Below are 25,745 nucleotides of genomic sequence, written 5' to 3'. Positions count from 1 at the left end.
TGGGAGGGTCTGGCGGTCCAGGTGGTAGCGCCGCCGCAGACTTGATGGTGGGGGCATCAAGTTTTCCGGTGTGGAACGAGGTCGATCGTTGATGGGTGTTTCATGGTTTTGCCGAACCCCGAAGCATACTACCGCGCATGGTCTGCCTGCGCAGATGATGTGCTGCGCCCGGAAGATGGGTTGGTGCGTTGTGCGTGATCGCCCATAGGACGCGTAGGAAAGATACGAACAAAGCTATAGCCCAATGGATTTTCCGGCGTGGGGGACAATCCACGAATCGATCTACACGCCTGATTTATCGATCAATTGCGGCCGGGTTTATGAGCAGATATGTCCAAATGCCGGGTTTGTCGAGGGCTTGATGTGTTTATTGCCACGCGCCTAGGGTGAAAACACGTCCCGCATGGAGCTGAACAAAATGGTCACGGCAAGGAAGCTGAAAAGTAAAAAATCAACGGGTGAAAAATTTACCTCACTGGTTCTCTATGACCATACATTTTGCCAGTCTGCAGCGAATGCGGCGGTAGACGTCGTTGTCGTTGGCGATTCGGTATCGATGCTGCTGTTCGGGCACGATACGACGGTCAAGACGACCATGGACATGATGGTCTACCACACCCAGGCGGTAGCGGGCGCGGCCAAGGATATGCTGGTCATCGCCGATCTCCCTTACATGAGTTATTCCGACGGCGAGGAGGCGTTGCAAAACGCCAAGAGACTCATGCAGGCCGGTGCGGGCATGGTGAAGGTCGAAGGCGGCGATGCATGGGTCGCTGACATTGTCCGGCACCTGGTGGAACGCGGCGTTCCCGTTTGCGGGCACATCGGCCTGACGCCGCAGTATTTCCATCAGATCGGCGCTCACCGGGTGATGGGGCGTTCGGAGCGCGAGTGCCAGGACATCATGAATGCCGCCAGGCGACTGGATGCTGCAGGCGTTGAGATGCTGGTCCTGGAGTGCATTCCCGAAACGCTTGGACGTGAGGTTACCGAGTCCGTGACGGCGCTTACCCTCGGTGCCGGCGCAGGGCGCGACTGTGACGGGCAGGTGATGAATGTCTACGACCTCATCGGCCTGACGGGTGCGCACATCAAGTTCTCGAAAGACTACCTCCGCGAATGCGGAAGCATTCCCGCCGCCATGGCGCAATTTGTTTGTGAGGTCAGAAACCGGGCCTTCCCATCGGATGAGCATGTATACACATGAAGGCCGCGGCGGTTGTGACCTTGCTGGCGCTCGTCTTTCTGTTTCAGGGCACGAGCGATCTCTACTCGGCCTCCATGCCGGAGATGGCGGAGTACTTTGGCAAGGGAAGTTTCTCCATCCAGCTGACGATTACCTTGTTTCTGGTTTTTTACGGCCTCGGCCAGTTTGTATGGGTGTACTTCTCAGAGCGATACAGCCGAAAAACCATCTTCCTGATCAATATCGTCCTGTTTGCCCTGTCGTCGCTGATGGCTTCGCAAGCGACATCGCTGCCGGTGCTTTATGCGGCCCGGGCGCTTCAGGGTATTGCGATCAGCGCGCTGAATCTCAACGCCAAGGCGATGCCGCTTGAGATCTTCAGCGCGAAGGACGTCAAGATCTTCTTCTCCTACTTCGCCCTGTTGTGGGGCGCCGGAGGGACCTTGGCTCCCTGGATGGGGGCCTATGTCCAGCAGGCGTTTGGCTGGCGCATGAATTTTGTCGCGTTGGCGGTCTATGCCGCGGTTTGTCTGATCTTTGCGGCGACGTCCCTGCCCGATGCGCGCGGCACGCGGGATGTCCGCCTCGGCACGCTCGCTCGGGATTTCCTGGTGGTCCTTGGGAATGGCGGGTTTGTCAGCGGAGTGGTCGCACAGGCTTGCACGCTGTCGCTCTTTCTTGCGTACAACTATTTCATGAGTTTCTATCTTCAAGACAAGCTGCACTACGGGCCTGTCCAGTTTGGTTATTTCTCCTTTTGCACCGGGATAAGCTTTGTGGCGGGATGCCTGCTGTTCCGGTATTACGTCGCGCGTCGCGACCTCAATAAGCTTTCGCTTGCATGCGGAGCGGTGGCGTTGGCCTTGGCGATTGTTTTATCGCTGCTTTCCGTGCTGAAGCCTGACGCCATCCATGTCATCACGTTGCTGGTCAGTTTGATCATCTTCTGTTCCGGGGTGATGGCTTCCGAAAACATCGGCATCACCATGTTGTACTTCACCGACAAGGCATCGGTGGCCAGCTGCCTGCATACGGCACTCCACTTTGTGGTGGCATCGATCCTTATGTATGTGCTGGGATTGTTCTCCAGTCATTCGTTATTGTCGTTCTCGGGTTTCTACGTCGCGTTGATCCTCCTGTTCGTGGCGACCAATCAATATTGTTACCGCAGGCGCCTGATGACGTGAGGCAGGCGCCTGCAGGGTGCGGAACCCGGCGGATGCTGGTTCCACGATATGGGGCGAGTTCCTGACGCGTGTGCGGGGGCGTGCACAGGCATCGGGACCAACCGGAAATCACTGAGTGCGAATCTCACGCCCCCGCGACAATTTGTAGCAGCCCCCGCTGCTTCGGCCACATCTGTCGCGCATTGCGATGCCGGGCTCATTTTCGGACTGTTCTCGCCGTTATCCGGCGTTCCAGTCGCGGCTAAATGACGCCATCGAATGCGTTGCACCCATCCTTGCCCACTCCTGCATCGCGGCCTATGATCGGGAACGTTCCAGGCACGCCGGACTTTTCATGATCGTGCTTCGACCAGCCCTCGGCGGCCTGCCGTGCGTGACGTTGTGGCTTCGGCCCAATCGCGTGCTAAGCCGGCGCGGTCTGCGTCGCTTGATCCTGGTGCTGGCTGCCCTGGCGTTGATGACGGCAGGTCTGGGAGCGTGGCAGGGCAATGTATTTGCTCCGCTGTTCGCCCTGATCGAGGCTTCCGCAGTGGCTATCGCGTTGAGCGTGGCCTGGCGGGCCGGCGACCGCAGTGAACGCATCACCCTCGACACCGAGTCGCTGGAGGTGCAAATCCTGCCGGGACGCCGCTGCACGCGCTTCCAGCCCTATTGGGTGCGTGTGTTGCTGGAGTCAGGGGAGGGGCGTTACCGATTATTGTTGTCGTCGCATGGACGCAGGCTGGAAATTGGGGCATTCCTCGCGGAGGAGGAACGCGCCGAGTTATTCCGGAAACTCAGGGTGCTGCTGGCGGAACTTCAGTCCCAGTCGCGCAGGTAGGTTCAACAAAGGTGCAAACATGAGAGCTGGCGGCATCGGGAAGCACGGCATCAGGTTCGGGGCGAAGCAGGTGGTCGGAGCATTGGGGCTGGGGGCCCTTGGTTTGTTCGGTGGCATCGCTCGGGCGAACCCGCAGCCTGGGCAGTTGAATCTCACGCCTGGCGTGACGACGTATTCCCATGTGCCGTACATGCTCAACAACGTGGCGCTGGGCGTCTGCGTGGTGATCGGCATCCTGGTGTTCGGCGCGATGTTCATAGCCATGTTCCGCTTCCGCAAGTCGCGCGGCGCGGTGGCTGAAAAGTGGTCGCACAACACCACGGTCGAAATCATCTGGACCGTGATCCCGATTCTTATCCTTATCACGCTGGCCTGGCTGGCGACCGATGGGCTGCGCCAGTTCTCCGACACCACCGGCGCGCAGATGACGGTGAAAGTTACCGGTTATCAGTGGAAGTGGCGTTACGACTACGTCGACTATCAAGGCAAGCCGATCGAACATGTCGGCTTCATGTCCAAGCTCGACGACCAGAGCAACGCGACCCGCCAGCTCAATTCCGGTCTCGATCCGTGGGCGGTGAAGGCCGATGGCGAGGAAACCTATCTGCTGAACGTCGACCACCCGCTGGTGGTGCCGATCCACACCAAGATCCGTTTCGTGATCACCGCCGACGACGTGATCCATTCCTGGTTCGTGCCCGCGCTGGGCTGGAAGATGGATGCGATCCCGGGCGTGGTGAATGCCGCGTGGACCAACATCAATACACCCGGCATCTACCGCGGCCAGTGCGCCGAGCTGTGCGGCCAGGATCACGGATTCATGCCGATCGTGGTGAAAGCGGTATCGCCGGAAGACTTCGCCAAGTGGCTCGCGGATCAGCAGAAACCTGCTGCGCCCGCCGCCGCGCCGGCACCGGCTGCCACGGCGGCAGCACCTGCGCAGGCCACGGCTCAGGTAACACCGGCACACGCAGCACAGGGTTGATATTCGGCTGCTTACGCAGTTCACGTAAACGCATTCATTAAGGTAGAGGTTCAAGGTTATGGCCCAGGCAGCCGCCCACGACCACCACGATGAGCATCACGACGAACACCACGAGCATCTGAACTTCTTTCAGCGCTGGGTGATGTCCACCAACCACAAGGACATCGGCACGCTGTACCTCGTTTTCTCACTGCTGATGTTCTTTATCGGCGGCAGCTTTGCGATGGTGATCCGCGCCGAGCTGTTCAAGCCGGGCATGCAGCTGGTGCAGCCGTACTTCTTCAACGAAATGACCACCATGCACGCGCTGGTGATGATTTTCGGTGCGGTCATGCCGGCCTTCGTGGGATTGGGCAACTGGATGATCCCGATGATGGTCGGTGCGCCGGACATGGCGCTGCCGCGCATGAACAATCTGTCGTTCTGGATCCTGCCGTTCGCCTTCGCGCTGATGCTGTCGACGCTGTTCCTGCCGGGCGGCGGTCCTGCCGGCGGCTGGACCATGTATCCGCCGCTGTCGCTGCAGAGCGCCTCGCTGGCCTATGTGGTGTTCGCCATTCACTTGATGGGCATCAGCTCGATCATGGGGGCGATCAACATCATCGCCACCATCCTCAACATGCGTGCGCCGGGCATGGATCTGCTAAAGATGCCGGTGTTCGTGTGGAGCTGGCTGATCACGGCTTTCCTGCTGATCGCGGTGATGCCGGTGCTGGCGGGCGCGGTGACCATGCTGCTCACCGACAAGTACTTCAACACGCACTTCTTCGATGCCGCCGGTGGCGGTGACCCGATACTGTTCCAGCACGTGTTCTGGTTCTTCGGTCACCCCGAGGTGTACATCATGATCCTGCCGGCGTTCGGGATCATCTCGGAAATCATCCCGACCTTCGCGCGCAAGCCGATCTTCGGCTACAAGGCGATGGTGTTTGCGATCGCTTCGATTGCGTTCCTGTCGTTCATCGTATGGGCGCACCACATGTTTGCGGTGGGTTTGCCGCTGGGCGCTGAAATCTTCTTCATGTACGCCACGATGCTGATCGCGGTGCCGACCGGCGTGAAGGTCTTCAACTGGGTCGCCACCATGTGGGGCGGCTCGATGACCTTCGAAACGCCGATGCTGTTCGCCATCGCCTTCGTCATCCTGTTCACCATCGGCGGCTTCTCCGGCCTGATGCTGGCGCTGGTGCCGGCGGACTTCCAGTATCACGACACCTACTTCGTGGTGGCGCACTTCCACTACGTGCTGGTGACCGGTGCGATCTTCGCGATCATGGCCGCCACGTATTACTGGATCCCGAAGTGGACCGGTAACATGTACAGCGAGTTCTGGGGCAAGGTGCACTTCTGGAACTCGGTGGTATGGGTGAACGTGTTGTTCTTCCCGCAGCACTTCCTGGGCTTGGCCGGCATGCCGCGCCGCATCCCGGATTACAACGTGGCGTTCGCCAACTTCAACATGATCAGCTCGATCGGCGGTTTCCTGTTCGGCGCCTCGCAGCTGATCTTCCTCGGTGTGGTCATCCACTGCGTGTGGTTCTCCAAGAAGAAAGCTACCGATCGCGTGTGGGAAGGTGCCAAAGGTCTGGAGTGGACCTTGTCGTCGCCGCCCCCGCATCACTCCTTCTCGGTAGCGCCGGTGATTCACGACGAGGAACTGGCGCACGGCCATGTTGAGGACTGATCGATGAAGCTGAATCATCAAACGCTCGAGACTGGTCAGGCACAGCGGGTACGCCGGGCACGGCGTACCGCGGCGATGGTCGCAACGGTAGCCTTCGCGGTGTTTGTGGTGTCGATCGTGCAGATGCTCTGGCTTCAGCATCATCCGCAGTTGCATCAGCGGGCGGTAGTTGAAGCGCTTTCGCAGCAGTAGAGGTTTGCGGGTCTCGAAAGGCATGCTTGCGGGCGGTTTTTCGAGGGGCGATTCCGGAGCAGGTGCGGATTCGCCAGCGATGCATCCATGCATCGCGGCAGGGGGTTGTGGACGTAGGTCACCAGGAACATCTACGGGATACACATCATGGTTCAGCAGCACGACATTTATTACGTACCGAGCAAGAGCCAGTGGCCGATTGTGGCGGCAGTGGTCATGTTCCTCACCGTGTTCGGTGCGGCGCACTGGCTCAACGCCGAGCCCGGCGAGAGCGGTTTCGGCAAGACCTTACTGCTGATCGGGTTCATCGGCATTCTCGGCATGTTCTTCGGCTGGTTCCGCTCGGTGATCCATGAATCGATGGCCGGGAGCTACAACAGCCAGGTGGACCGCTCGTTCCGCATGGGCATGATGTGGTTCATCTTCTCCGAAGTGATGTTCTTCGGCGCCTTCTTCGGTGCGCTGTTCTACATCCGCATGTTCTCGGTGCCGTGGCTGGGCGGTGCAGGGCACGGCGTGCTCACCCACCAGTTCCTGTGGAGCGACTACGCGGCCTCGTGGGGTTCTGGCGGTGGCAATGGTCCGGCACATGTCGGCGGCGCCTTCGAGACTGTGGCGCCGTGGGGTTTGCCTTTGCTCAATACGCTGATCCTGCTGAGCTCGAGCGTGACGGTCACCATCGCGCACCATGCACTCAAGGCAGGGCACCGCGGCAAGGTACTGCTGTTCCTGGGCGTGACCGTGCTGCTGGGCGCCAGTTTCCTGTTCTGCCAGGCCCACGAATACATGGAGGCCTACAAGGAGCTGAACCTCACGCTTGGATCGGGTGTGTATGGCTGCACGTTCTTCATGCTTACCGGTTTCCACGGACTGCACGTGACGCTAGGCACGATCATGCTGGCGATCATCTGGCTGCGAGTGCTGGCTGGCCATTTCAGCAAGGAGCATCACTTCGGTTTTGAAGCGGTGGCCTGGTATTGGCACTTTGTGGACGTGGTGTGGCTGGGCTTGTTTATGTTCGTGTACATCCTCTGAGTGCACGCCGCGTTCAACAAAAGGCCCGCCAACAGGCGGGCTTTTTTCTGCTCTGTACGCGCTCCCAAAGGCGCGCGCTAATGGTCGCAACCTGATGGCTAAGAAAAGCGCCGCATTACAATCACTGGCCCACCCCGTGCGGGTGAATCCATCCCATCTTGATGCCGACGATTACCATGGCGATCAATACCAGCGAAAAGCTGATGCGCCGGGTCAGCGCCCAGACCGTGCGTTTGCCGCCGTCCTTGTCGGTCATCATGAAATACAGCGCCTGGCCGAGGTTGAACACCACCACCAGGAACATGATCACCAGCGCGACTTTGTAGATGGTTTCCACGTGATTGACCTGAGCAGGCTCGATATAGCCAGTATAGCCGTCCATATCCGGAGCGCTGCATGAGCTGGATGAGGCGGCCTGCATGGTGGTCCGTGCTGCTGACGGCAGCAGGAGTGCTTGTTTTCGTGCGCCTCGGTATCTGGCAATTGCATCGCGCCGACTACAAGGACGAACTTCTGCGACGGTATGCCGCAGCGGCCAGCGCGCCGGTGCAGGACTTCACTGTCGTGACAGCCAATTCGCCCGATGACGTGTATCCACGCGTGCGCGTGCAGGGTCGTTACTTGGTCGATCGTCTCTACCTGCTGGACAACCCCAAGCATGACGACATGGGCGGAGTGGAGGTGTTTGTGCCGTTCCAGCCCAGCCATCAAAGCAAGCTGCTGCTGGTCGATCTGGGTTTTCTGCCCGGCAATGGCAGCGGCAAGACGCCGCAATTGCCGCCACTGTCCACCGATCAACAAACCCTGCGGGGTTTGTACGAGCCACCGCCCGGCAAAGGCCTGGAAATGGGCGGTAATGCGCTCGCGCAGCAAACGCAATGGCCGAAGACCTCGATCTATCTGGATATGGATCAGGTCGCGGCCGATCTGCACGTAGCGCTTTATCCGCGGGTGCTGGCGCTGGATGCAGATCCGTCGGCGATCTATGTGCGCGTGCATACGCTGGACCTTTCCTCGATGCCTCCCGCGCGGCATCGGGCCTATGCTTTTCAATGGTTCACCTTCGCCCTCGCGGCGGTGGTGATTTTCGTGGTGCTGCATCGGACCAAGCGCCGTCCGAACAAGAGCAAATCATGATTCAACCGACCAACCGCGCCGTGCGCGCCAGCCGTCTGAAATTCCTGCTGGTGGTACTCGTCTTTGCGGTGCCGATCATCGCCGCAGCCTTGCTCAATCTGAGCGGCTGGCAACCCACCGGCAAGGCTTACGGTGAGCCGATCCTGCCGCAGCGCAATTTCGAGCAGGAGCGGGTGCGCATACAACTTGCCGACGGAAAACTCTGGCCATGGCGCGACAGTTCGCCGCGGATGACCTTGATCGCCTTGGCTGGGCCGGGTTGCGCCATACATTGCATGCAAGCACTGACCAAGATGGCTGCTGCCCGCATCACGCTCAGTGACAACATGACGCGGCTGCGTTTGCTCTACCTGGGTCAGCCACCGGCGGATGCGGCGACCAACGGCATGGAGAACTATTGGCAGCTCGGTACCGACGTGGACGGCAGCCTCGGTATTTACCGCCCGTCTGCCCCGGATTCAGTGAGTGCGCTGCTGGTGGAATCCGACGGCACGGCGCTGACCCTGTATCCTGATGGTTTCGATCCCAGCGGTTTGCGCAAGGATCTGCAAAAGGTAATTCATTGATGTCCTTGCGTTTTCGGAAAATTGTGCCCCACCTCGCCGTGCTGGCTGCGGTATTTGCCTTCGGCCTGGTGATGTTTGGCGCATTTGTCAGGCTTTCCAATGCGGGTCTGTCCTGCCCGGACTGGCCCACCTGCTATGGCGAGGCGACCTGGCCACAACGGGTGCAAGCGGTGGCAGAGGCTGACCTGGCCTTTCCGGATCGTCCCTATGAGGCAGACAAGGCGTGGCGCGAGCAGGTGCACCGCATGCTGGCCGGCACCCTCGGCGTGCTGGTCTTGCTACTCGCCTTGATTGCCGCGCGGCGTGATCGGGTGACGCTGCTGGCGATCATCATCAGCGCGGTCTTTGCCGCAGTGGGTGTCACGCTCTATCTACATGGTGAGCGTGAATGGTCATCGGGTCTGGCCTTGCTTGCCATCCTGCTGCCGATGACAGGGGCGTTGTGGCTGCGCGAGCATGCAGCGCTGAAAGTGAGTGTGCTGACGCTGGCAGTGATCATCTTCCAGGCCATGCTCGGCATGTGGACCGTCACACTGCTGCTCAAACCGATCGTGGTGATGGGGCATCTGCTAGGCGGCATGACCACCTTCGCGCTGCTGGCGTTTGCAGCTTTGCGCTACAACGGCGTCGGCGCGGCCGACAATCGTTTTGCAGCGTTGCGCAAACTGGTGGTGATCGGCATCGTGCTGCTCGCATTCCAGATCGCGTTGGGTGGCTGGACTTCCGCCAACTATGCGGCGCTTGCTTGCGGTACCGATTTCCCGACCTGCCTGGGTCAATGGGCGCCGCCGACGGATTTTCACCAGGGTTTCGTGTTGTGGCGCGAGATCGGGGTGAACTATGAAGGCGGCATTCTGGATATGGCGGCGCGCAGCGCTATCCAGATCACCCATCGCATCGGTGCGCTGGTGGTGTTTTGCTATCTGAGCTGGTTGTCGTACCGCCTGGTGCGTGATGGATTTCGCTTCGGTGGTATCGCGCTGTGGCTGGTATTGATCCTTCAGGTGTTGCTGGGTATCAGCAATGTGCATTTCGGTTTGCCGCTGCCGGTGGCGACCATGCACAACGGTGGTGCTGCGTTGCTGCTGTTTACGCTGCTGGCCAACTTTACTCGCTTGCAACCATGGCGCTCCAAGGCAGCGGACGTGCTCGCATGAGTCTGGTTCGCGAATACATCCAACTGACCAAGCCGCGCGTGGTCGCCTTGCTGGTGTTCTGCGCGGTGATCGGCATGTTTCTAGCCGTACCCGGCATTCCGCCGTGGCGTGCGCTGGTGTTCGGCACGCTCGGCATCTGGATGGCTTCCGGTTCGGCGGCGGCCTTCAATCACCTGATCGATGAGCGCATCGACAAGCTGATGGCGCGTACCGCGCGCCGTCCTTTGGCGACGGGCAAGCTCAAGCCGCGGCAGGTGCTGGTGTTCGCCATCCTGCTCGGTATCGTCTCGATGGTGGTGCTGGTTCTGCTGGTGAATGGACTGACGGCGTGGCTCACATTCGGCGGCCTGATCGGTTATGCCCTGGTCTACACCGCGTATTTGAAGCGCGCCACCCCGCAGAACATCGTGATCGGCGGACTGGCAGGAGCGATTCCGCCGGTGCTGGGCTGGACGGCGGTTACCGGTGCCCTGCATCCGTTCGCCCTGCAGTTGTGCATGATCATCTTCGTCTGGACCCCGCCGCACTTCTGGGCGCTGGCAATCTTCCGTCGCGATGACTACGCCCGCGCCGAGATACCCATGCTGCCGGTCACCCACGGCGTGCGTTATACACGCTGGAACATCCTGCTCTACACCATTCTCCTGGTAATCGTGAGTCTGCTGCCATCCGTCACCGGTTACAGCGGCCTGATCTATTTCGGCGGCGCGTTGGTATTGGGCGCGGGCTTTCTGTACTACGCGATCCGCATGATGAACCCGCCGGACGAATACTTCGCCATGCGCACCTTCAAGTATTCGATCATTTATCTAATGGCGCTGTTTGCGTTTCTGCTGGCCGATCACTGGATCGACAAGATCTAGCTTACCCCCAAGGCATCCATCTTAATGGTGATCATGGCTTTGTGCTGGCTGTGAGGGTTGCGCGTGGTCAGGTACCGCTATCAGGTATTTGGTGAGTCGATAAGGATTGAAGAAGTACTCAATATCCTCCTTCACGGGAACAAATCTGACACGTTTTCGGCCGATCCTCTGATCAGTATGGTCACCTGTTCGCCATTATTCTTACGCCCAGTCGGCCCGCGAAACCTCGAGTATCGCCGTAATTCATGTGGCGAGCGGGCGGCCATGGATGATGGGAGTGGATGTGTTCGCTTATTTCGACTGCAATGCAACAACCCCGGTTGAGCCGGAGGTTGCGGAGGTGGTGCAACGCTACCTTTGCAAGGAATACGGTAATGCTGGCAGTGCATCTCATGCTTATGGATGGACAGCTCGCTGCGCAGTAGATAAGGCGCGGCGACAAGTTGCTGAGGTGATAGCGTGTGAGGCTAATGATGTGGTGTTCACTAGTGGTGCGACCGAGTCAAATAACCTGGCGATTCTTGGCATGGTGTCCTATGCAGCGGAAAGCCATAAAAGGCACATAGTCACGACCACAATCGAGCACAAGGCCGTGCTAGAACCCGTCAGAAGGTTGGCCGCAAAGCATGGATTTGAAATCACCTGGATATCGCCGGACGCGCGCGGGTGCATCAGAGCAAGCGATGTTCTGGAAGCAATCAGACCCGATACGGTGCTCATATCTGTCATGCAGGTAAATAACGAAACGGGCGCGATCCAGCCCGTTGATGAAATAGCCGACGGATTGCAAGATAAAAGTGCCTACTTTCACGTTGATGCTGCCCAGGGGTTCGGTAAATGCCTTGAGCCGCTGCGCAACAGGCGCATCGATTTGATTTCTGTCAGTGGTCACAAGCTTTTTGCGCCCAAGGGCATCGGTGCAATGATTGCTAGAACGTGCGATGGACGCCGCGCGCCCTTGACGCCTTTGATGTATGGGGCGGCCAGGAGCTAGGCTTGCGGCCGGGCACATTGCCTGTCGCACTGATCGCCGGCTTTGGCGAGGCATGTTTCATGGCGCTCCGCGACCACGAGGTTCGGCGGGAGAAAGTTACTCGCATTCGTCGAGATTTATTGCATGGTTTGGAGAGATTGCACCCGATCGTTATCGGGGCGGATAACGGCACCATGCCAAATGTCGCCAACTGCATTTTTCCAGAAGATTTGGATGTGGCTACGCTAAAGTCCGTTATCTTTCGAGATATAGCTGTTTCGTCTGGATCTGCATGCAATTCCTATAGTAATGAAGCGAGCCATGTTCTGACTGCGATGGGTTTGCCGGACGATGTTGCTAGACGTGCTATTCGACTGTCATGGTGTCATCTCAGCGAGCAAGTCGATTGGTTCAGTTTGGCGATCCGGGCAGAAAAAATCTGTCGTCGCACCTTGCTTAAGGTTGGGTGATTTAAGTGAATGCAAAAGCGTGTGACATCTTGGCTGTAGAAGAGTCTGGTGAGCTGATCGACCGTTATGATGAAGCGCTGAAAATCGTAAGTAATCTGTTAGCTGCTGCCTTGATGGAGTGTTGTGAGCCAAGTCTTGTCAGGAAGGTAACGAACGACATGTTATTCGAAGCGGCCGTCAGAGCGTCCGCTGAAGATCTGCTGGCCTTTGCGAAAAAAGATCCGGCGGCAAAAGGGTCGCTGCGAGCTATCGCCCAGGGTTATTCCTCATTCAAGGCGGTTGCGCACTATCGGTTGACGAACGCCCTTTGCAAGGGACGCTGCGGCCTAAATTCAAGCGTGGACGATGGTGCCATCATGGCGAGCATCGACTTGCTTTCGTATCGCGGGAAGATGCTTTCTGGCGCGGAAATACACCCGCAAAGTGTCATTGGTCGAAGATTCGTGCTCGATCACGGATGGGGGACGGTGATTGGCGAGACGTCCTCGATCGGCGACGATTGTTATGTATTGGGAGGCGTAACCCTCGGGGCAGTTGGTATAGCCGGTAATCCGCATGGAAAACGCCATCCTACGCTTGGAGATCGAGTGCAAATTGGAGCCTTTGCAAGATTATTTGGCCCAATAAGCGTTGGTGAGGACGTTTTCATAGGTCCGCACTGCGTCGTGCGACAAGATATTCAACCGCGTTCAAGGGTCGTGTTGAAGACCGCTTTGCAAGTCGTCACCTATCCTTCCGATACTGCAAAGAGTGATCGCTTATATTTGAAGGAGCTTGAAATCCGTGAATAAATTCGATCGAGCAACGCGGAAGTATTATTACGACGACGCTCATCTTTCGGAGTGTTCCGCTCGGGTCGTGAAGATAGGTGGCGACTATATCGAGCTCGATGAAACGGTCGCGTATCCCGAAGGTGGTGGACAAGAATCGGATCATGGTGTGATTGTCTCACTCGAAGGATTTGAGATTCGCTTCGTGCATGTGCGAAAGATGTATACGACGAGGGTTCATATTCCTGATATGCCTGATATCGGCGTGGATGGCGTCATCGAACACGTTGTTCATGATGACGACAAGGGCTTGCTTGAAAAGCTCCGCCTCGGCATGCCGGTTGTGGTGCGAATAGATGTGATGAGGCGCGCACGTCTTTCTCTCAGTCACACCGCATCACATTTGGTATATCTAGGTGTTTCCGAAGTCAGGCCGGATGCAGTGGCGGGCACGCTGGGATGTCACATCCGGAGCGATGCGGCGCGCTTTGACTTTGCTGTCAGTAGTCGTTTCTTGCCGGATGAGCTGGCGGAAATCGAACGACTGGCCAATGCCTTTGTAACGAGAAATAGTCGAATACATATGTATGCACATGCGGAATATCGCGACGCCCGTTACTGGGAATGTGAGGGGCGGGTTATTCCGTGTGGAGGGACACATATTGACTCGACCACTCCGATCGGCTCCATATCTGTTCGCCGCAAAAGCATGGGTAGCGGCAAGGAGCGTATTGCGTGCGAGTTCGCTCAAGCGATGCCAGAAATCGATGCATTTCACGTATAAGGAGTCACGTGTGCAAGGAGGTCATGGATGAATTCGAAGGGTGCAGAAGCGAGTTCAATGGATGAGGGGCTGACACGATTACCTTCATCGACTTATGTGTTGTCGGTATGCCAGGCCATGAACCTCACTGCCGCAGTCGTATCTGTCTCGGTAGCAGCATTGGCCGGCGAGCGGATTGCACCATCGCCGGGGTGGGCCACGCTACCCTATGGGGTGCAGTTTGCCATCGTAGCGATCCTCACTTATCCGGGCGCATTGTTCATGCGCCAATTTGGACGCAAGGCCGGATTTTTGCTGGGTGCGACGATGTTGATCGCTGCCGGTTGCGTAGGGTTTGTTTCCGTCGAGCACGCTAGTTTCGTTGGGCTCGTGACTTCACACAGTTTGCTGGGTGCCTATGTGGCGTTCGCAAATTTCTATCGATTTGCCGCGGTTGATAATCTTTCAATGGAGTTGCGGCCGCGCGGTGTATCCCTGGTTGTCGCCGGTGGGGTATTGGCGGCGCTCATAGGGCCATGGCTTTCCATCGGATTGGGGAGCGCAGAAGGTTATGCGCCGTTCGCACTTTGTTATGCGAGCTTTGTCGGAATCGGTATGGTCACCATGGCGTTGATAACGGTATGGAGGCCGATTCCGGCTATACCGGTAAAGGCGGCGTCCGACCTTATGGTCGTGCGGCAGCAAATGACAGCGCCGATTGCGATAGCCATCTTTGCCTCTGCAAGCGCCTACATGATCATGAACCTGCTGATGGTGCAGGCGTCATTGGTCATGGATTCAATGCACATGAGCTTTGACGCAAGCACTCTTGCTATTCAAGGACACGTGCTCGCCATGTTCCTGCCATCGTTTGTTACCGGACTCATCGTTGTCAGACTTGGTTTTCGTTTTACGTTGTGTGGCGGCTTCATTTTGTTGATGGCAGCCACCTTGCTGGCTCTGATTGGTATTGGCAGCTTCGGCAATATGCTGTCGGGACTTATCTTGCTCGGGGTTGGCTGGAATTTAAGCTACATCGGAGGTGGTGCGCTGTTAGCGAAGTATCTCACCGACCAGAATCGGCATCGGATGCAGGGGATCAATGATTCGGTAATCGCCATTTGTGCAACGGTGGGAGCTTTTTCCCCCGCGCTGCTTCAGACTTTGATCGGGTGGAAGAACACCAATATAGCCTGCTTTTTAATATGCGCCATCGGCTTGATTTTGGCTTGGCGTGGTACTCGACGCGCTGCCTTAGGGTAGCTTTTCAGTCGTAACGATTTGTGAGGATGCCTATGGACAGGGCTGATTTCAGAACACCCTTGCGCGAGGTTATGCCGGGTGTGCTGATGAAATTCGAATGCGATAACCCAGGTGGTAGCCATAAGGTACGGGCTGCATACAGAGTTATCGACAAGGGTATTCGTGATGGTCACATCGTGCCGGGTAAGACAACGATCATAGAAAAAACCGGCGGAAATTTTGGTTTTGGTCTTGCTGTCGTCTGCAATAAGTTGCAGATACCTGTTGAGCTCGCCGTAGGACTTGGATTCAGTGCGATTAAACGCCGGTATTTGGAAATGTTCGGAGCCCGGCTGATTGGTGTTGAGTTGCTCAAGCAGGGTGCGACTCCAAAAGAGGTCGTTAGCCGGCAACTGGAGCAGGCCTCAAGAAATGGCCGTAGCTATTTCTACACCGACCAATTCAGCAATATTGCTAGTATTCATGCGCATGAGTTCGAAACCGGGCGCGAAATAGTCGAGCAACTGCATGGTTGGCCGACGGTGAAAAGACTTGTGTTCGTTGCGTGTGCCGGCACCGGAGCGAGCTTTACGGGCGTGGCGCGGGCTCTCATGGGATCTGGCTACGAGGTGAGCTGTGTTCTTGTTGAGCCCGAGGGCTGTGACGCGTCGAAAGGGGTGTTCGTTGACCATCCTTTCGAGGGAATGTCGGTCGGAGTGTCGCCGCCATTTCTGGACTGGGGCCAGGTTCAAGACCGTCATGCCGTCACTTTCGATGCCGCAATGGAGACTAGGCGGTGGTTTTGCCAACGCAGCGGCTATTTCATCGGAAACACGACTGCCGCTTGCCTGACCGTGGCCAGGCGACTGGCCGAGCGGATGTCCGACGATCAGAAGGTCGTCATGCTCTTTTATGACCATGGGCTCTGGTATTCGCATTGATGGCGAATGAGGCGTCCTTGAAGGTCATTACGGGGTGATCTTTAGCTGGAGTCGCCAGGGCGTTCAGATACGTTTCCGATACTTGACACTCCCGCACCGCAGCACGACAATGCACGCGCCCACCGGCGCGCCAATGGCCGGCAGGGCCTCTGTCCGAACTTAACCAAGGCATATGGACGTTTACCCTAGTCGCAACGTCGACATCCGCGAGCATCGGGTGCCGGCATTGCATAACAAGCTGATCGTTCGCGGCAACCGCCAGCGGTTGGCCGGCGCTTTCCTCGACTAGGGAAGTCCGGCCCGCTCCTAACGGTGCCGCGAGCACCGTTATAAAGGAGATGGGCCCATGAAGCTCCTTCGCGATTTCTTTCGTCTGCGCACCGCGGGTCGGTTTTCCCTGACCGGCCGCCGTCAAGCTGTACGTGTTCCCCTGACGGTCACCGTCCCCCAGCCGCTCAACAAGCCGGCTGACCGCGCCCCCATCGATATGCACTGGCAGATCGAGTCCGCCCAGGGCCGTCCGCTGTCCCGCTGGCATGAGCACCAGGCGGACGCTTCACGCACGTCCCGTCATCTTCATCTGGTATCTAGCCACTAATGCGCCAGAGTGATCTGCGCAAAGGGTGGCCTCCCCCCTGGCTGGTAATCCGGCTGGGGTGGTTTTGCCCTGTGCGCGGATGGCCCTAGCGGAAGCAAGTCGTTCCAGACGCTCGCCTCCGAACCGCATGCAACACCCTTCCACGGAAGCGAGACATGATGAAGCAATCCTCCCAGGCTGTTATGGCCAAGGCCGTCAGCAAGACTACGGCCACGCCCCCGCGCGTGGCCGCTGCGCAGGAAGCGTTCAAGGAAAATGAAGGCCTGTTGGCCGGCCTGGATACCAGCGCGGCAGGTCTGAATGAAGAGCAGATCACCGAGCGCCTGTCCCGCGATGGCGTGAACGAGGTATCGCACGAGAAGCCGCCGCACTGGACGATCCAGCTCCTGCGCGCCTTCAAGAACCCGTTCATCATCGTGCTGCTGATCCTGGCGGTGGTGCAGGTGTTCCTGACCCCGGACGATCTTTCGGGCCCGATCATCATTGCGGTGATGGTGGGCATCAGCGTGTTGCTCAGCTTCACCCAGGAATATCGTTCCTCGCAGGCAGCAGAGAAACTCAAGGCGATGGTGCGCAACACCGCCACCGTCACGCGCCGCGCCTCGGACGGCCATAGCGAGCGCATCGAAGTGCCGGTGGGCGAACTGGTGATGGGTGATATCGTGCACCTCGCCGCCGGGGACATGGTGCCCGCGGACCTGCGCCTGCTAGGCGCCAAGGATCTGTTCATCAGCCAGGCCATCCTCACCGGTGAATCGCTGCCCGTGGAAAAGGTCGGCCTGGCGCAGGCTCACGCGGTGGAAGCTGGCGAACATGGCGTGCAGCAAGGCAATCCGCTGGATCTGCCGACCATCTGCTACATGGGCACGAACGTGGTGAGCGGTACGGCCAGCGCCGTCGTGGTAGCCACCGGTGCGAGCACCTATCTGGGTTCGCTGGCGCGCAGCATTGTGGGCGAGCGCGTGCAGACCAGCTTCGACCGTGGCGTAAGTAGCGTGAGTTGGCTGCTGATTCGCTTCATGCTGGTGATGGTGCCGGTGGTGCTGGGCATCCAGTGGTACAAGCACGGCTTCCTCGATGCGCTGATGTTCGCGCTGTCGGTGGCCGTCGGCCTCACCCCGGAAATGCTGCCGCTGATCGTGACCGCCAATCTCGCCAAGGGCGCGATGGCGATGTCCAAGCGCAAGGTGGTGGTCAAGCGCCTCAACGCGATCCAGAACTTCGGTGCGATGGATGTGTTGTGCACCGACAAGACCGGCACGCTGACGCTCGACAAGATCGTACTGGAGCGTCACCTGGACCTGGACGGCGAGGACTCGGAGGACGCGCTGGAATACGGCTATCTCAACAGCCATTTCCAGACCGGCCTGAAGAACCTGATGGACAAGGCCGTGCTGGCGCATCGCGACCTCGAGCCGATCGTGTCGCGCTATCGCGTAGTGGACGAAATCCCGTTCGATTTCCAGCGCCGTCGCATGTCGGTCGTGCTGGCCAACGGCGACGGCCATCACTTGCTGGTGTGCAAGGGCGCGGTGGAAGAGATGCTTTCCATCTGCTCGATGGAACGTCGTGGTGATGAATTCGTGCCGGTGACCGACGAGCGCCGCCGCGAAATCAAGGCGATGACGCGCCGGCTCAACGAAGACGGCCTGCGAGTGCTGGTGGTGGCGATCAAGCAGGAAGAGCCGCATAACCGTGCCTATGGCGTGGCCGACGAAGCCGGGCTGACGGCCGTGGGTTGCCTGGCCTTCCTCGATCCGCCGAAGGATACGGCCGCCACGGCGATCGCCGCGCTGCATCATCACGGTGTCGAAGTGAAGGTGATCACCGGCGACAACGAAGCGGTGACGCGCAAGATCTGCCGCGAAGTCGGTCTGGACGTGGAGCACTCTGCGCAGGGCCGCGATATCGAACCGCTGGATGACTCGGCGCTCGATGAGCTGGTCAAGCGCACCACCGTATTCGCCAAGATGTCCCCGCTGCAGAAGGCGCGTGTGGTGAAGTCACTGCAGCGGCAGGGGCACACGGTTGGCTTCCTCGGCGACGGCATCAATGACGCGCCGGCGCTGCGCGAAGCGGACGTGGGCATTTCGGTGGATACCGCGACCGATATCGCCAAGGAATCGGCCGATATCATCCTGCTGGAAAAGAACCTGATGGTGCTGGAAGAGGGTGTGCTCGAAGGACGCATCACCTTCGGCAACATCATCAAGTACATCAAGATGACGGCCAGTTCGAACTTCGGCAACGTGCTCAGCATGGTGGTGGCCAGCTTCTTCCTGCCATTCCTGCCGATGCTGCCGCTGCAGGTGCTGGTGTTGAACCTGTTGTACGACATCTCGCAGCTGTCGATTCCGTTCGATCGCATGGATGAGGAATACCTACGTAAGCCGCGCAAGTGGGATGCCAGCGACATCGGCCGCTTCATGGCCTGGATCGGGCCAACCAGTTCGGTGTTCGACATCACCACGTTCGCCCTGCTGTGGTATGTGTTCGGTGCGAATGGTCCGGATCACCAGTCGCTGTTCCAGTCTGGCTGGTTCATCGAGAGCCTGCTGACGCAGACTCTGGTGGTGCACATGATCCGCACGCGCAAGATCCCGTTCTTGCAGAGCGTAGCGGCGGCGCCGGTGCTGGGATTGACCACGGCCATCATCGTGATCGGCATGATCATTCCGTTTACCGCCGTGGGCACCAAGATCGGCATGGTGCATTTGCCAGGTGAATACTTCAGCTGGCTGGCGGCGACCGTGGTGGCGTATTGCGCGTTGACCCAGGTGGTGAAAGTGGCTTACATCCGCCACTTCAAGCACTGGCTTTGATCTGCCACCACCGTTGCAAAATACGGCATAACCCTCCTCCTGGTCAGTGGAGGAGGGGCGAGGTAGGGGAAGCCGCGACATGCCGGAGGGTATGCCGCAAGCATGGCTCATTCGTTGAGCGTCCCATCCCGTTGCCTTCTTTCCGGAAGAAAGAAGCCAGACATATTGTCCTGCCCGGCGGAAATAAGAGCAGGTGTGAAGCACGTGGGTTTTTGGAGTTGCCGAGATGAAAGGCACATTCGTTTTATTTGACATCGCAGGCTATGTGGCGCTGCTGCTGTGGGGCACGCATATGGTCACCAGCGGTGTGCTGCGCGGTTATGGCAGCGCGCTGCGCCGTTCGCTGGGTCGTTTTCTCGGCAGCCGTCCGACTGCCTTCCTGTTTGGCGTATGCATCACTGCGGTGCTGCAGAGCAGTACCGCGACCGGCATGATGGCCACCTCGTTTGCGGCGAATGGTTTCCTGGGACTGGCACCCGGCTTGACGGTGATGCTCGGCGCGAACGTCGGTACGACGCTGATCGTGCAGGTGATGTCGTTCAATATCGCCTTGGTCGCGCCGATCTTGATTCTGCTTGGCACCACGCTGCATCGTCGTAGTGACGATGCACGCTATGAGAACCTCGGTCGCGTAGGTATCGGCTTGGGCCTGATGCTGCTCGCGCTGCATCTACTGGTGCTGGCGATGGCGCCGGTGGAAAACGCTCAGTTGCTCAAAGAAGGCATGCAGGCGCTCGCCGGCGAGCCGGTCATCGCCATGCTGGTGGCCGCAGCGCTGACCTGGATGTGCCATTCCAGTGTCGCCGTGGTGCTGCTGATCGTGTCGCTGGCTACCGGCGGCGTGATCGATGCCCCGGGTGCCTTGGCATTGGTGCTGGGCGCGAATCTCGGTGGCACCTTGCCTGCGTTGCTGGAAGCACACACGCCGGTGGCGCGCCGTTTGCCGCTGGGCAATCTGCTGGTGCGTGCGTTCGGCTGCCTGGTCTGCCTGCCGCTGCTGCATCCGTTGGCGCATTGGCTGGCTGCGCTGGGTGATTCGCCCGCGCGCATCGCCGTGAATTTCCACACCGCATTCAATCTGGCGCTGGCGCTGATCTTCATCTTTCCTGTCGGCAAACTGTCGCAATTGCTCGTACGTATGCTGCCAGAGCCCCCGCGCCCGGCCGATCCGGGGTTGCCGCTGTATCTGGATGAAGCGGCGCTGGAAAGCGCCGGCGTGGCGCTGGTGAACGCGACGCGTGAATCCATGCGCATGGCCGATATGGTCGAGGGCATGCTCAAGGGCCTGGTCGAGATCTTCGGCAAGGACGACACGGTACGCGCGGCGCAAATCGGCAAGATGGATCCGTACCTCGATCGTCTCGGGGTGGCGATTCGTCAGTATCTGGCCGATCTCGGCAGTGAAGCCTTGAACGAAGAAGATGGAGAGCGCAGCCAGGAAATTCATGCGTTCGTGATCAACATCGAACACATCGGCGATATCACCGCCAACAACCTGATGGAATTCGCTGCCAAGAAGGCCGAACGGGGGCAGGATTTTTCGGCCGACGACATCCAGGATCTTGCGAACATGCACATGCAAGTGATGGAAAGCCTGCGGCTGGGCATCGCAGTGTTCATGCGTGGCGACTTGCGTGCAGCTCAGCAGTTGATCGAGCGCAAGGAATTGCTGTGGCGCCTGGAGAACGATGCATCCGATCGGCACATCCGCGCCTTGCGTGAGCAGCGCGATGGTGGCGGCGGTGATGTCTATTTGCGTATCCTGCGCGACCTCAAGCGCATTCATTCGCATCTGGCGGCATTGGCTTATCTGCCGCTGGAACGTGCCGGCCTGCTGCAAGGCAGGTTGGTCCAACCCAACACCACTACTTTGGCAGAGGGGAAAACCTGAACTTGGACAGTCACACGCAAGCTGAACCTTCCAGTATTAGCCCGCCTTACTGACCTCTGTCGACGCGTGCGCTCCTGCTACGGAGCCTCACCCGGGTGCGGTGGTTTTGGGCGGCCAAACCGCGGTCCGGGGATATGACTGATAGTGATTTTGCCTACTGCCAGGTCTCCCTTCACCGTTTTGCAACAGCTCTGTGGCCTCGTGGTGACGGGGAACGCATTCGAGCGTCGAGCCGAAGGGAAAAATCTTTATGTTTCATCTGCTGAGTAAAAATGGGTCGCGGCTTTCCATCATGATCGCCGTGGCGTTGAGCGTGGCCGCTTGCTCACACGGTGGCGATCAGGCAACCGAAGCACCTCCCGCGTTCACCATTGATCACGGCTTGTACAAGATTCCCGAAGGTTCACCGCTGCGCAAAGAGCTGGTGGTGCAGCCGGTGGAGATGCGTCAGGCGCCGCACGCCAAGGTCTTCCCGGGAAATGTCGAGGCCGATCCCGCGCGTACGGTAAATGTGCTGCCCCCGCTCACCGGCAAGGTTGCCGAGTTGAAAGTGGGCCTGGGCGATCACGTCACGCGCGGGCAGTTGCTGGCCGTCATCGATTCCGGTGATCTGGCGCAAGCTTATGCGGATGTCTACAAGGCAAAAGATGCACTCGATCTCGCCAAGAAGACCCTCGATCGTACCCGCGCAGTGAAAGTGGCGGGCGGTAACGCCGTGAAGGATCTGGAAGCAGCGCAGAGTGGTTACAACCAGGCGCTGTACGAGTACAACCGCGCACAAACGCGGCTCACTGCTGTCGGCGGCACCCAAGGTGCAGAGGCTACGCGTCCGATGCAGATCACGGCGCCGGCCACGGGCTATGTCACCGCGCTCTCAGTAGCGCCGGGCATGTACGTCAACGACCCGACTGCGGCGATGATGACCATCTCCGATCTCGATTCGGTATGGATCACCTCCAACGTACCGGAGAGCGATATTGGCCAGATCGTCAAGGGCGAGAAGCTCAGCGCTGTACTGACCGCCTATCCGGATCAGGTGTTCCACGGCACGGTGAGCTTCGTCAGTCCCGTGCTGCAACCGGACACGCGCCGCGACCTGGTGCGCGCGGTGTTTGCCAATCCGGATCTGCGTCTGAAGCCCAACATGTTCGCCAACGTAAGCATCGACATTCCGCAGCCGGACGAAGTGTTCGTGCCGGAGTCGGCGTTGCTGATGAACAATGACAGCATCACGGTATTCGTCGAAGTGGCGCCGTGGACGTTCGAACGTCGCACGGTGGATCTGAGCTACGACGAAAGCGACGGCACGCGTGTGCTGAAGGGGCTGAAAGCGGGCGATCGCGTGATCGTCCGGAGCGGAGTGCTGCTCAATGATTAATCAGCTCTTCCGTTTTTGCTTTGAAAAGCGAATGCTTTTCATCGTTGTGACGATTCTTGTCATCTGTTTCGGCTATTACTCCTGGACGCAGCTTGCCATCGAGGCCTATCCGGAATTGAGCGACGTGACCGCGCAGGTCACCACGCAGGTGCCCGGTCTGGCTGCGGAGGAAATCGAACAACAGATCACCACGCCATTGGAGCGCGGCCTCGCTGACACCCAGGGCCTGGTCAGCATGCGTTCGAGCAGCACGTTCGGGCTGTCGCTGATCACCATGGTGTTCAAGGATGGCGCTGACGATTATTGGGAACGTCAGCGCATCATGGAGCGCATCAGCCAGGTCACGTTGCCGCCGGGCATCACGCCCGGACTCGATCCAGTGACTGGGCCTGCCGGGGAAATCTATCGCTATACGCTCGAATCGAAGACCAAGAACCTGATGCAGCTTTCGGAGATCCAGAACTGGATCGTGATCCCGGCGCTGGAGCAAGTGCCCGGCGTGATCAACGTCGATAACTTCGGCGGCTTCACCAAGGAATTTCAGCTGGAGCTGGATCCGCAGCAGTTGCTGCATTACGGCGTCAGCGTCAACCAGGTTACCGCTGCCATTTCCGCCAATACGTCCAATGCCGGTGGCGGCCGTATCACGCGTGGCGAGCAGTCCTACATCGTGCGTGGCATCGGCATGGTGCACTCGCTGAAGGACCTGGGCGACATCGTGGTCACGCAGAACAATGGCGTGCCGGTGCTGGTGAAAGAGCTTGGCAAATTGCGCTACGGCCACCAGGTTCGTGAGGGCATCCTGGGCAAGGACAACAACCCCGACACGATCGAGGGCATTGTCGACCTGCTGAAGTATGAAAACGCCTCGAAGGTGCTCGAGGGCATCCACGCCAAGGTCGACGAGCTGAGCAAGCAGCTCAATCCGCAAGATGTCTACATCGTGCCGTACATCGATCGCGACGATCTGGTGAATGCGACCAAGGAAAAGGTCTTCCATACGGTGATGGAAGGCATCGGGCTGGTATGTATCGTGCTGATCCTGTTCCTCGGCAGCCCGCGTTCGGCGCTGGTTGCGGCGGTCGCGATTCCGATGTCGCTGGTGACCGTGTTCATCCTGATGCAGTTCACCCACATGTCGGCGAACCTGTTCTCGCTGGGTGCGATCGACTTCGGCGTGATTGTCGACGGCGCGATCGTGGTCACCGAGGCGATCCTGCGCAGGCGCGAGCAGAAGCCGACCGAGGTGCTGACCGAAGAAGACGTGATGACGGTGACGGGGCACGTGGGTCGCTCGATCTTCTTCGCCACCATGATCATCATCACCGCCTATCTGCCGTTGTTCGCGTTCGAACATGCGGAAGGCAAGCTGTTCCGCCCGATGGCTTTCACCGTGGGTTACGCCTTGCTCGCGGCGCTGCTGTGCACGGTGACGTTGACCCCGGCGCTGGCCTATCTGGCGTTGCGCAAACCGCGCAAGCTGTTCCACAACAAGCCGCTGGAGCGCTTGCAGGCAGCGTTTACGCATACCCTGGGCAAGTTGTTGCATCGTCTGCCGATCGCTTATTCGGTCGCGGCAGTGGCGTTCTGCGGCGTGCTGATTCTCGGCGCCACGATTGGCCGCGAATTCCTGCCCGATCTCGACGAAGGTTCGTTGTGGCTGCAGGTACAGATGCCGACCGGTCTGTCGCTGGACAAGGCCAGCCAGATGACGGCGCAGCTGCGGAAAGTCGTGCGCGAATTCCCCGAGGTGTCATATATCGTCACACAGCTTGGCCGCAACGACACCGGTACCGACCCGTGGACGCCTTCGCACGTAGAGGCCGCCGTGGGCCTCCACCCTTACAGTAGCTGGCATGGTGAAACCAAGGCGGAATTCCTGCGCAAGTTCAACGCGCGCCTGCAGCAGATTCCGGGCATCACGGTGGGTATCAGCCAGCCGATCATCGACGGTGAGAACGACATGGTCGGTGGCGCGCACAGCCCGCTGGTGCTGCGCATCTACGGTGACGACTTCCACGAAATGCGCCGCATCGGAAACGAGATCGTCGACGTACTCCGGGGTATTCGCGGCACGGCCGATGCGTCGATCTTCCAGGAGCCGCCGATTCCGCAGCTGGAGATCACGGCGGACCGTGATGCGGCGGCGCGCTACGGCATCAACGTCAGTGACATCACCAATCTGATCCAGACGGCTATCGGCGGTGCGCCGATCACCCAGGTATATGTGGGCGATCGCATCTACAACGTGACCGCGCGCGTCTCCAATGACGTGGCCAATAGCCTGCAAGCGGTTGGCGAACTGCCGCTGACTTCGTCCAGCGGCGCGCAGGTGCCGCTCAAGGAAGTCGCGGACATCAAGCTGGTGATGGGCGAGAGCACGATTTCGCACGAGCATGGCAAACGCGAGCTGACCATTCGCATCGATAACCGTGACCGTGCTTTGTCGGACTACCTGGCCGACGCGCAGGCGCAAATCAATGCCAAGGTGCATTTCGACAAGCAGACGTACACGTTGGAATGGGCCGGCAACTTCGAAAACGAACAGCGTGCCCAGGCGCGCCTGATCGTCGTGATGGGCATGGTGATGGCGATCATGGCGGTGCTCCTGTTCGGGGAGTTCGGCAAATTCCATCAGGCCGTACTTGTGCTTGGCGTAGTGCCGCTGGCTACCGTGGGTGGCCTGATCGCGCTGCATGTGCGCGGCGAAACGCTGAACATTGCGACGGCGGTAGGCTTTATCGCGCTGTTCGGTGTCGCCGTGCAGAACGGCATCATCATGGTGTCGAACATCAACCGTGTTCGAAAGGAAGGCTTGTCGCTCAACGAGGCGGTACTGGTCGGCGCTACCGAACGATTCCGACCGGTGCTGATGACAGCGACGGTGGCAAGTATCGGCATGTTGCCGGCGGCCTTGGCCACCGGCATCGGCACCGACGTACAGCGCGGTCTTGCCACGGTGGTGGTGGGCGGCCTGCCGATCGCCACCTTGCTCACGCTCTTCATTCTCCCGGCGCTCTATTACGGTCTCGAGAACTTCATCCAGAAGCACTGGGGCCATGCGCCCTCTGCGGCGGAGATCTGA

General features: G+C 59.0%; 23 protein-coding genes. 22 read left to right on the top strand and 1 reads right to left on the bottom strand.

The window, feature by feature from the left end; genetic code table 11:
* The first annotated feature begins 403 nt into the window (after nt 1-403).
* The 7 genes from panB (at nt 404) to ISP19_RS08950 (ending at nt 7,089) form a co-directional block, all read left to right on the top strand.
* A complete protein-coding gene (panB, locus tag ISP19_RS08980) occupies nt 404-1,207 on the top strand; it encodes a 3-methyl-2-oxobutanoate hydroxymethyltransferase (RefSeq protein ID WP_204681025.1) in 804 nt (267 codons plus the stop codon).
* Between the two features lie 14 nt (nt 1,208-1,221).
* A complete protein-coding gene (locus tag ISP19_RS08975; RefSeq protein ID WP_204681024.1) occupies nt 1,222-2,373 on the top strand; it encodes an MFS transporter in 1,152 nt (383 codons plus the stop codon).
* A 334-nt stretch (nt 2,374-2,707) separates the two neighbouring features.
* On the top strand, nt 2,708-3,193 hold the full coding sequence (locus ISP19_RS08970) for a DUF2244 domain-containing protein (RefSeq protein ID WP_239556690.1): 486 nt from the start codon (nt 2,708-2,710) through the stop codon (nt 3,191-3,193).
* Between the two features lie 19 nt (nt 3,194-3,212).
* On the top strand, nt 3,213-4,178 hold the full coding sequence (gene coxB, locus ISP19_RS08965) for a cytochrome c oxidase subunit II (protein WP_204681023.1): 966 nt from the start codon (nt 3,213-3,215) through the stop codon (nt 4,176-4,178).
* Between the two features lie 58 nt (nt 4,179-4,236).
* Nucleotides 4,237-5,862 (top strand): cytochrome c oxidase subunit I, encoded by a 1,626-nt coding sequence (gene ctaD, locus ISP19_RS08960; RefSeq protein WP_204681022.1) that lies wholly within the window; start codon nt 4,237-4,239, stop codon nt 5,860-5,862.
* Nucleotides 5,863-5,865: 3 nt separating this feature from the next.
* The gene (locus ISP19_RS08955) at nt 5,866-6,054 is read left to right on the top strand and encodes a hypothetical protein (RefSeq protein ID WP_204681021.1); all 189 of its coding nucleotides are present in this window, start codon (nt 5,866-5,868) and stop codon (nt 6,052-6,054) included.
* Between the two features lie 147 nt (nt 6,055-6,201).
* A complete protein-coding gene (locus ISP19_RS08950; RefSeq protein ID WP_204681020.1) occupies nt 6,202-7,089 on the top strand; it encodes a cytochrome c oxidase subunit 3 in 888 nt (295 codons plus the stop codon).
* Nucleotides 7,090-7,210: 121 nt separating this feature from the next.
* Here the strand turns inward: ISP19_RS08950 and ISP19_RS08945 are convergent, their stop codons facing one another.
* Nucleotides 7,211-7,471 carry a twin transmembrane helix small protein gene (locus tag ISP19_RS08945; protein ID WP_275577119.1) on the bottom strand — a complete coding sequence of 87 codons (261 nt, stop codon included), beginning with the start codon at nt 7,469-7,471 and terminating at the stop codon, nt 7,211-7,213.
* Nucleotides 7,472-7,485: 14 nt separating this feature from the next.
* Between ISP19_RS08945 and ISP19_RS08940 the strand changes: the two genes are divergently transcribed.
* The 15 genes from ISP19_RS08940 to ISP19_RS08870 all read left to right on the top strand — a co-directional run bounded on the left by ISP19_RS08940 (nt 7,486) and on the right by ISP19_RS08870 (nt 25,745).
* Nucleotides 7,486-8,226: an SURF1 family protein gene (locus ISP19_RS08940; protein ID WP_204681019.1), complete on the top strand. Its 741-nt coding sequence runs from the start codon at nt 7,486-7,488 to the stop codon at nt 8,224-8,226.
* Entirely contained in the window at nt 8,223-8,792 is a 570-nt protein-coding gene (locus tag ISP19_RS08935) for a hypothetical protein (protein ID WP_204681018.1), read from the top strand. Before ISP19_RS08940 ends, ISP19_RS08935 begins: the two co-directional genes overlap by 4 nt.
* Nucleotides 8,792-9,949: a COX15/CtaA family protein gene (locus tag ISP19_RS08930; RefSeq protein ID WP_204681017.1), complete on the top strand. Its 1,158-nt coding sequence runs from the start codon at nt 8,792-8,794 to the stop codon at nt 9,947-9,949. The genes ISP19_RS08935 and ISP19_RS08930 overlap by 1 nt, the downstream gene beginning before the upstream one ends.
* Nucleotides 9,946-10,812 carry a heme o synthase gene (cyoE, locus tag ISP19_RS08925; protein WP_204681016.1) on the top strand — a complete coding sequence of 289 codons (867 nt, stop codon included), beginning with the start codon at nt 9,946-9,948 and terminating at the stop codon, nt 10,810-10,812. The genes ISP19_RS08930 and cyoE overlap by 4 nt, the downstream gene beginning before the upstream one ends.
* Nucleotides 10,813-11,089: 277 nt before the next feature.
* Nucleotides 11,090-11,806 carry a cysteine desulfurase family protein gene (locus ISP19_RS08920; protein ID WP_204681015.1) on the top strand — a complete coding sequence of 239 codons (717 nt, stop codon included), beginning with the start codon at nt 11,090-11,092 and terminating at the stop codon, nt 11,804-11,806.
* Nucleotides 11,807-11,808: 2 nt separating this feature from the next.
* A complete protein-coding gene (locus ISP19_RS08915) occupies nt 11,809-12,255 on the top strand; it encodes a hypothetical protein (protein ID WP_204681014.1) in 447 nt (148 codons plus the stop codon).
* Between the two features lie 5 nt (nt 12,256-12,260).
* Complete coding sequence (locus ISP19_RS21490) at nt 12,261-13,046, top strand: serine O-acetyltransferase (protein ID WP_204681013.1); 786 nt, start codon at nt 12,261-12,263, stop codon at nt 13,044-13,046.
* The gene (locus ISP19_RS08905; protein WP_204681012.1) at nt 13,039-13,809 is read left to right on the top strand and encodes an alanyl-tRNA editing protein; all 771 of its coding nucleotides are present in this window, start codon (nt 13,039-13,041) and stop codon (nt 13,807-13,809) included. Before ISP19_RS21490 ends, ISP19_RS08905 begins: the two co-directional genes overlap by 8 nt.
* Nucleotides 13,810-13,836: 27 nt before the next feature.
* A complete protein-coding gene (locus tag ISP19_RS08900; protein WP_204681011.1) occupies nt 13,837-15,051 on the top strand; it encodes an MFS transporter in 1,215 nt (404 codons plus the stop codon).
* A gap of 32 nt (nt 15,052-15,083) precedes the next feature.
* Entirely contained in the window at nt 15,084-15,971 is an 888-nt protein-coding gene (locus ISP19_RS08895; protein ID WP_204681010.1) for a PLP-dependent cysteine synthase family protein, read from the top strand.
* A gap of 346 nt (nt 15,972-16,317) precedes the next feature.
* Complete coding sequence (locus ISP19_RS08890) at nt 16,318-16,569, top strand: hypothetical protein (protein ID WP_204681009.1); 252 nt, start codon at nt 16,318-16,320, stop codon at nt 16,567-16,569.
* Nucleotides 16,570-16,724: 155 nt separating this feature from the next.
* The gene (gene mgtA, locus ISP19_RS08885) at nt 16,725-19,391 is read left to right on the top strand and encodes a magnesium-translocating P-type ATPase (RefSeq protein ID WP_204681008.1); all 2,667 of its coding nucleotides are present in this window, start codon (nt 16,725-16,727) and stop codon (nt 19,389-19,391) included.
* A gap of 226 nt (nt 19,392-19,617) precedes the next feature.
* Nucleotides 19,618-21,282, top strand: coding sequence for a Na/Pi cotransporter family protein (locus ISP19_RS08880; RefSeq protein WP_204681007.1), 1,665 nt, complete (start codon nt 19,618-19,620; stop codon nt 21,280-21,282).
* Between the two features lie 250 nt (nt 21,283-21,532).
* Complete coding sequence (locus tag ISP19_RS08875) at nt 21,533-22,660, top strand: efflux RND transporter periplasmic adaptor subunit (protein WP_204681006.1); 1,128 nt, start codon at nt 21,533-21,535, stop codon at nt 22,658-22,660.
* Nucleotides 22,653-25,745 (top strand): efflux RND transporter permease subunit, encoded by a 3,093-nt coding sequence (locus ISP19_RS08870; RefSeq protein ID WP_204681005.1) that lies wholly within the window; start codon nt 22,653-22,655, stop codon nt 25,743-25,745. Before ISP19_RS08875 ends, ISP19_RS08870 begins: the two co-directional genes overlap by 8 nt.

It is taken from the genome of Dyella flava, assembly GCF_016904955.1.
GTDB classification, from domain to species: Bacteria; Pseudomonadota; Gammaproteobacteria; order Xanthomonadales; family Rhodanobacteraceae; genus Dyella_B; species Dyella_B flava.
Note: the sequence above shows the minus strand (reverse complement) of the source record. Positions and strands in the feature narration are given on the sequence as shown.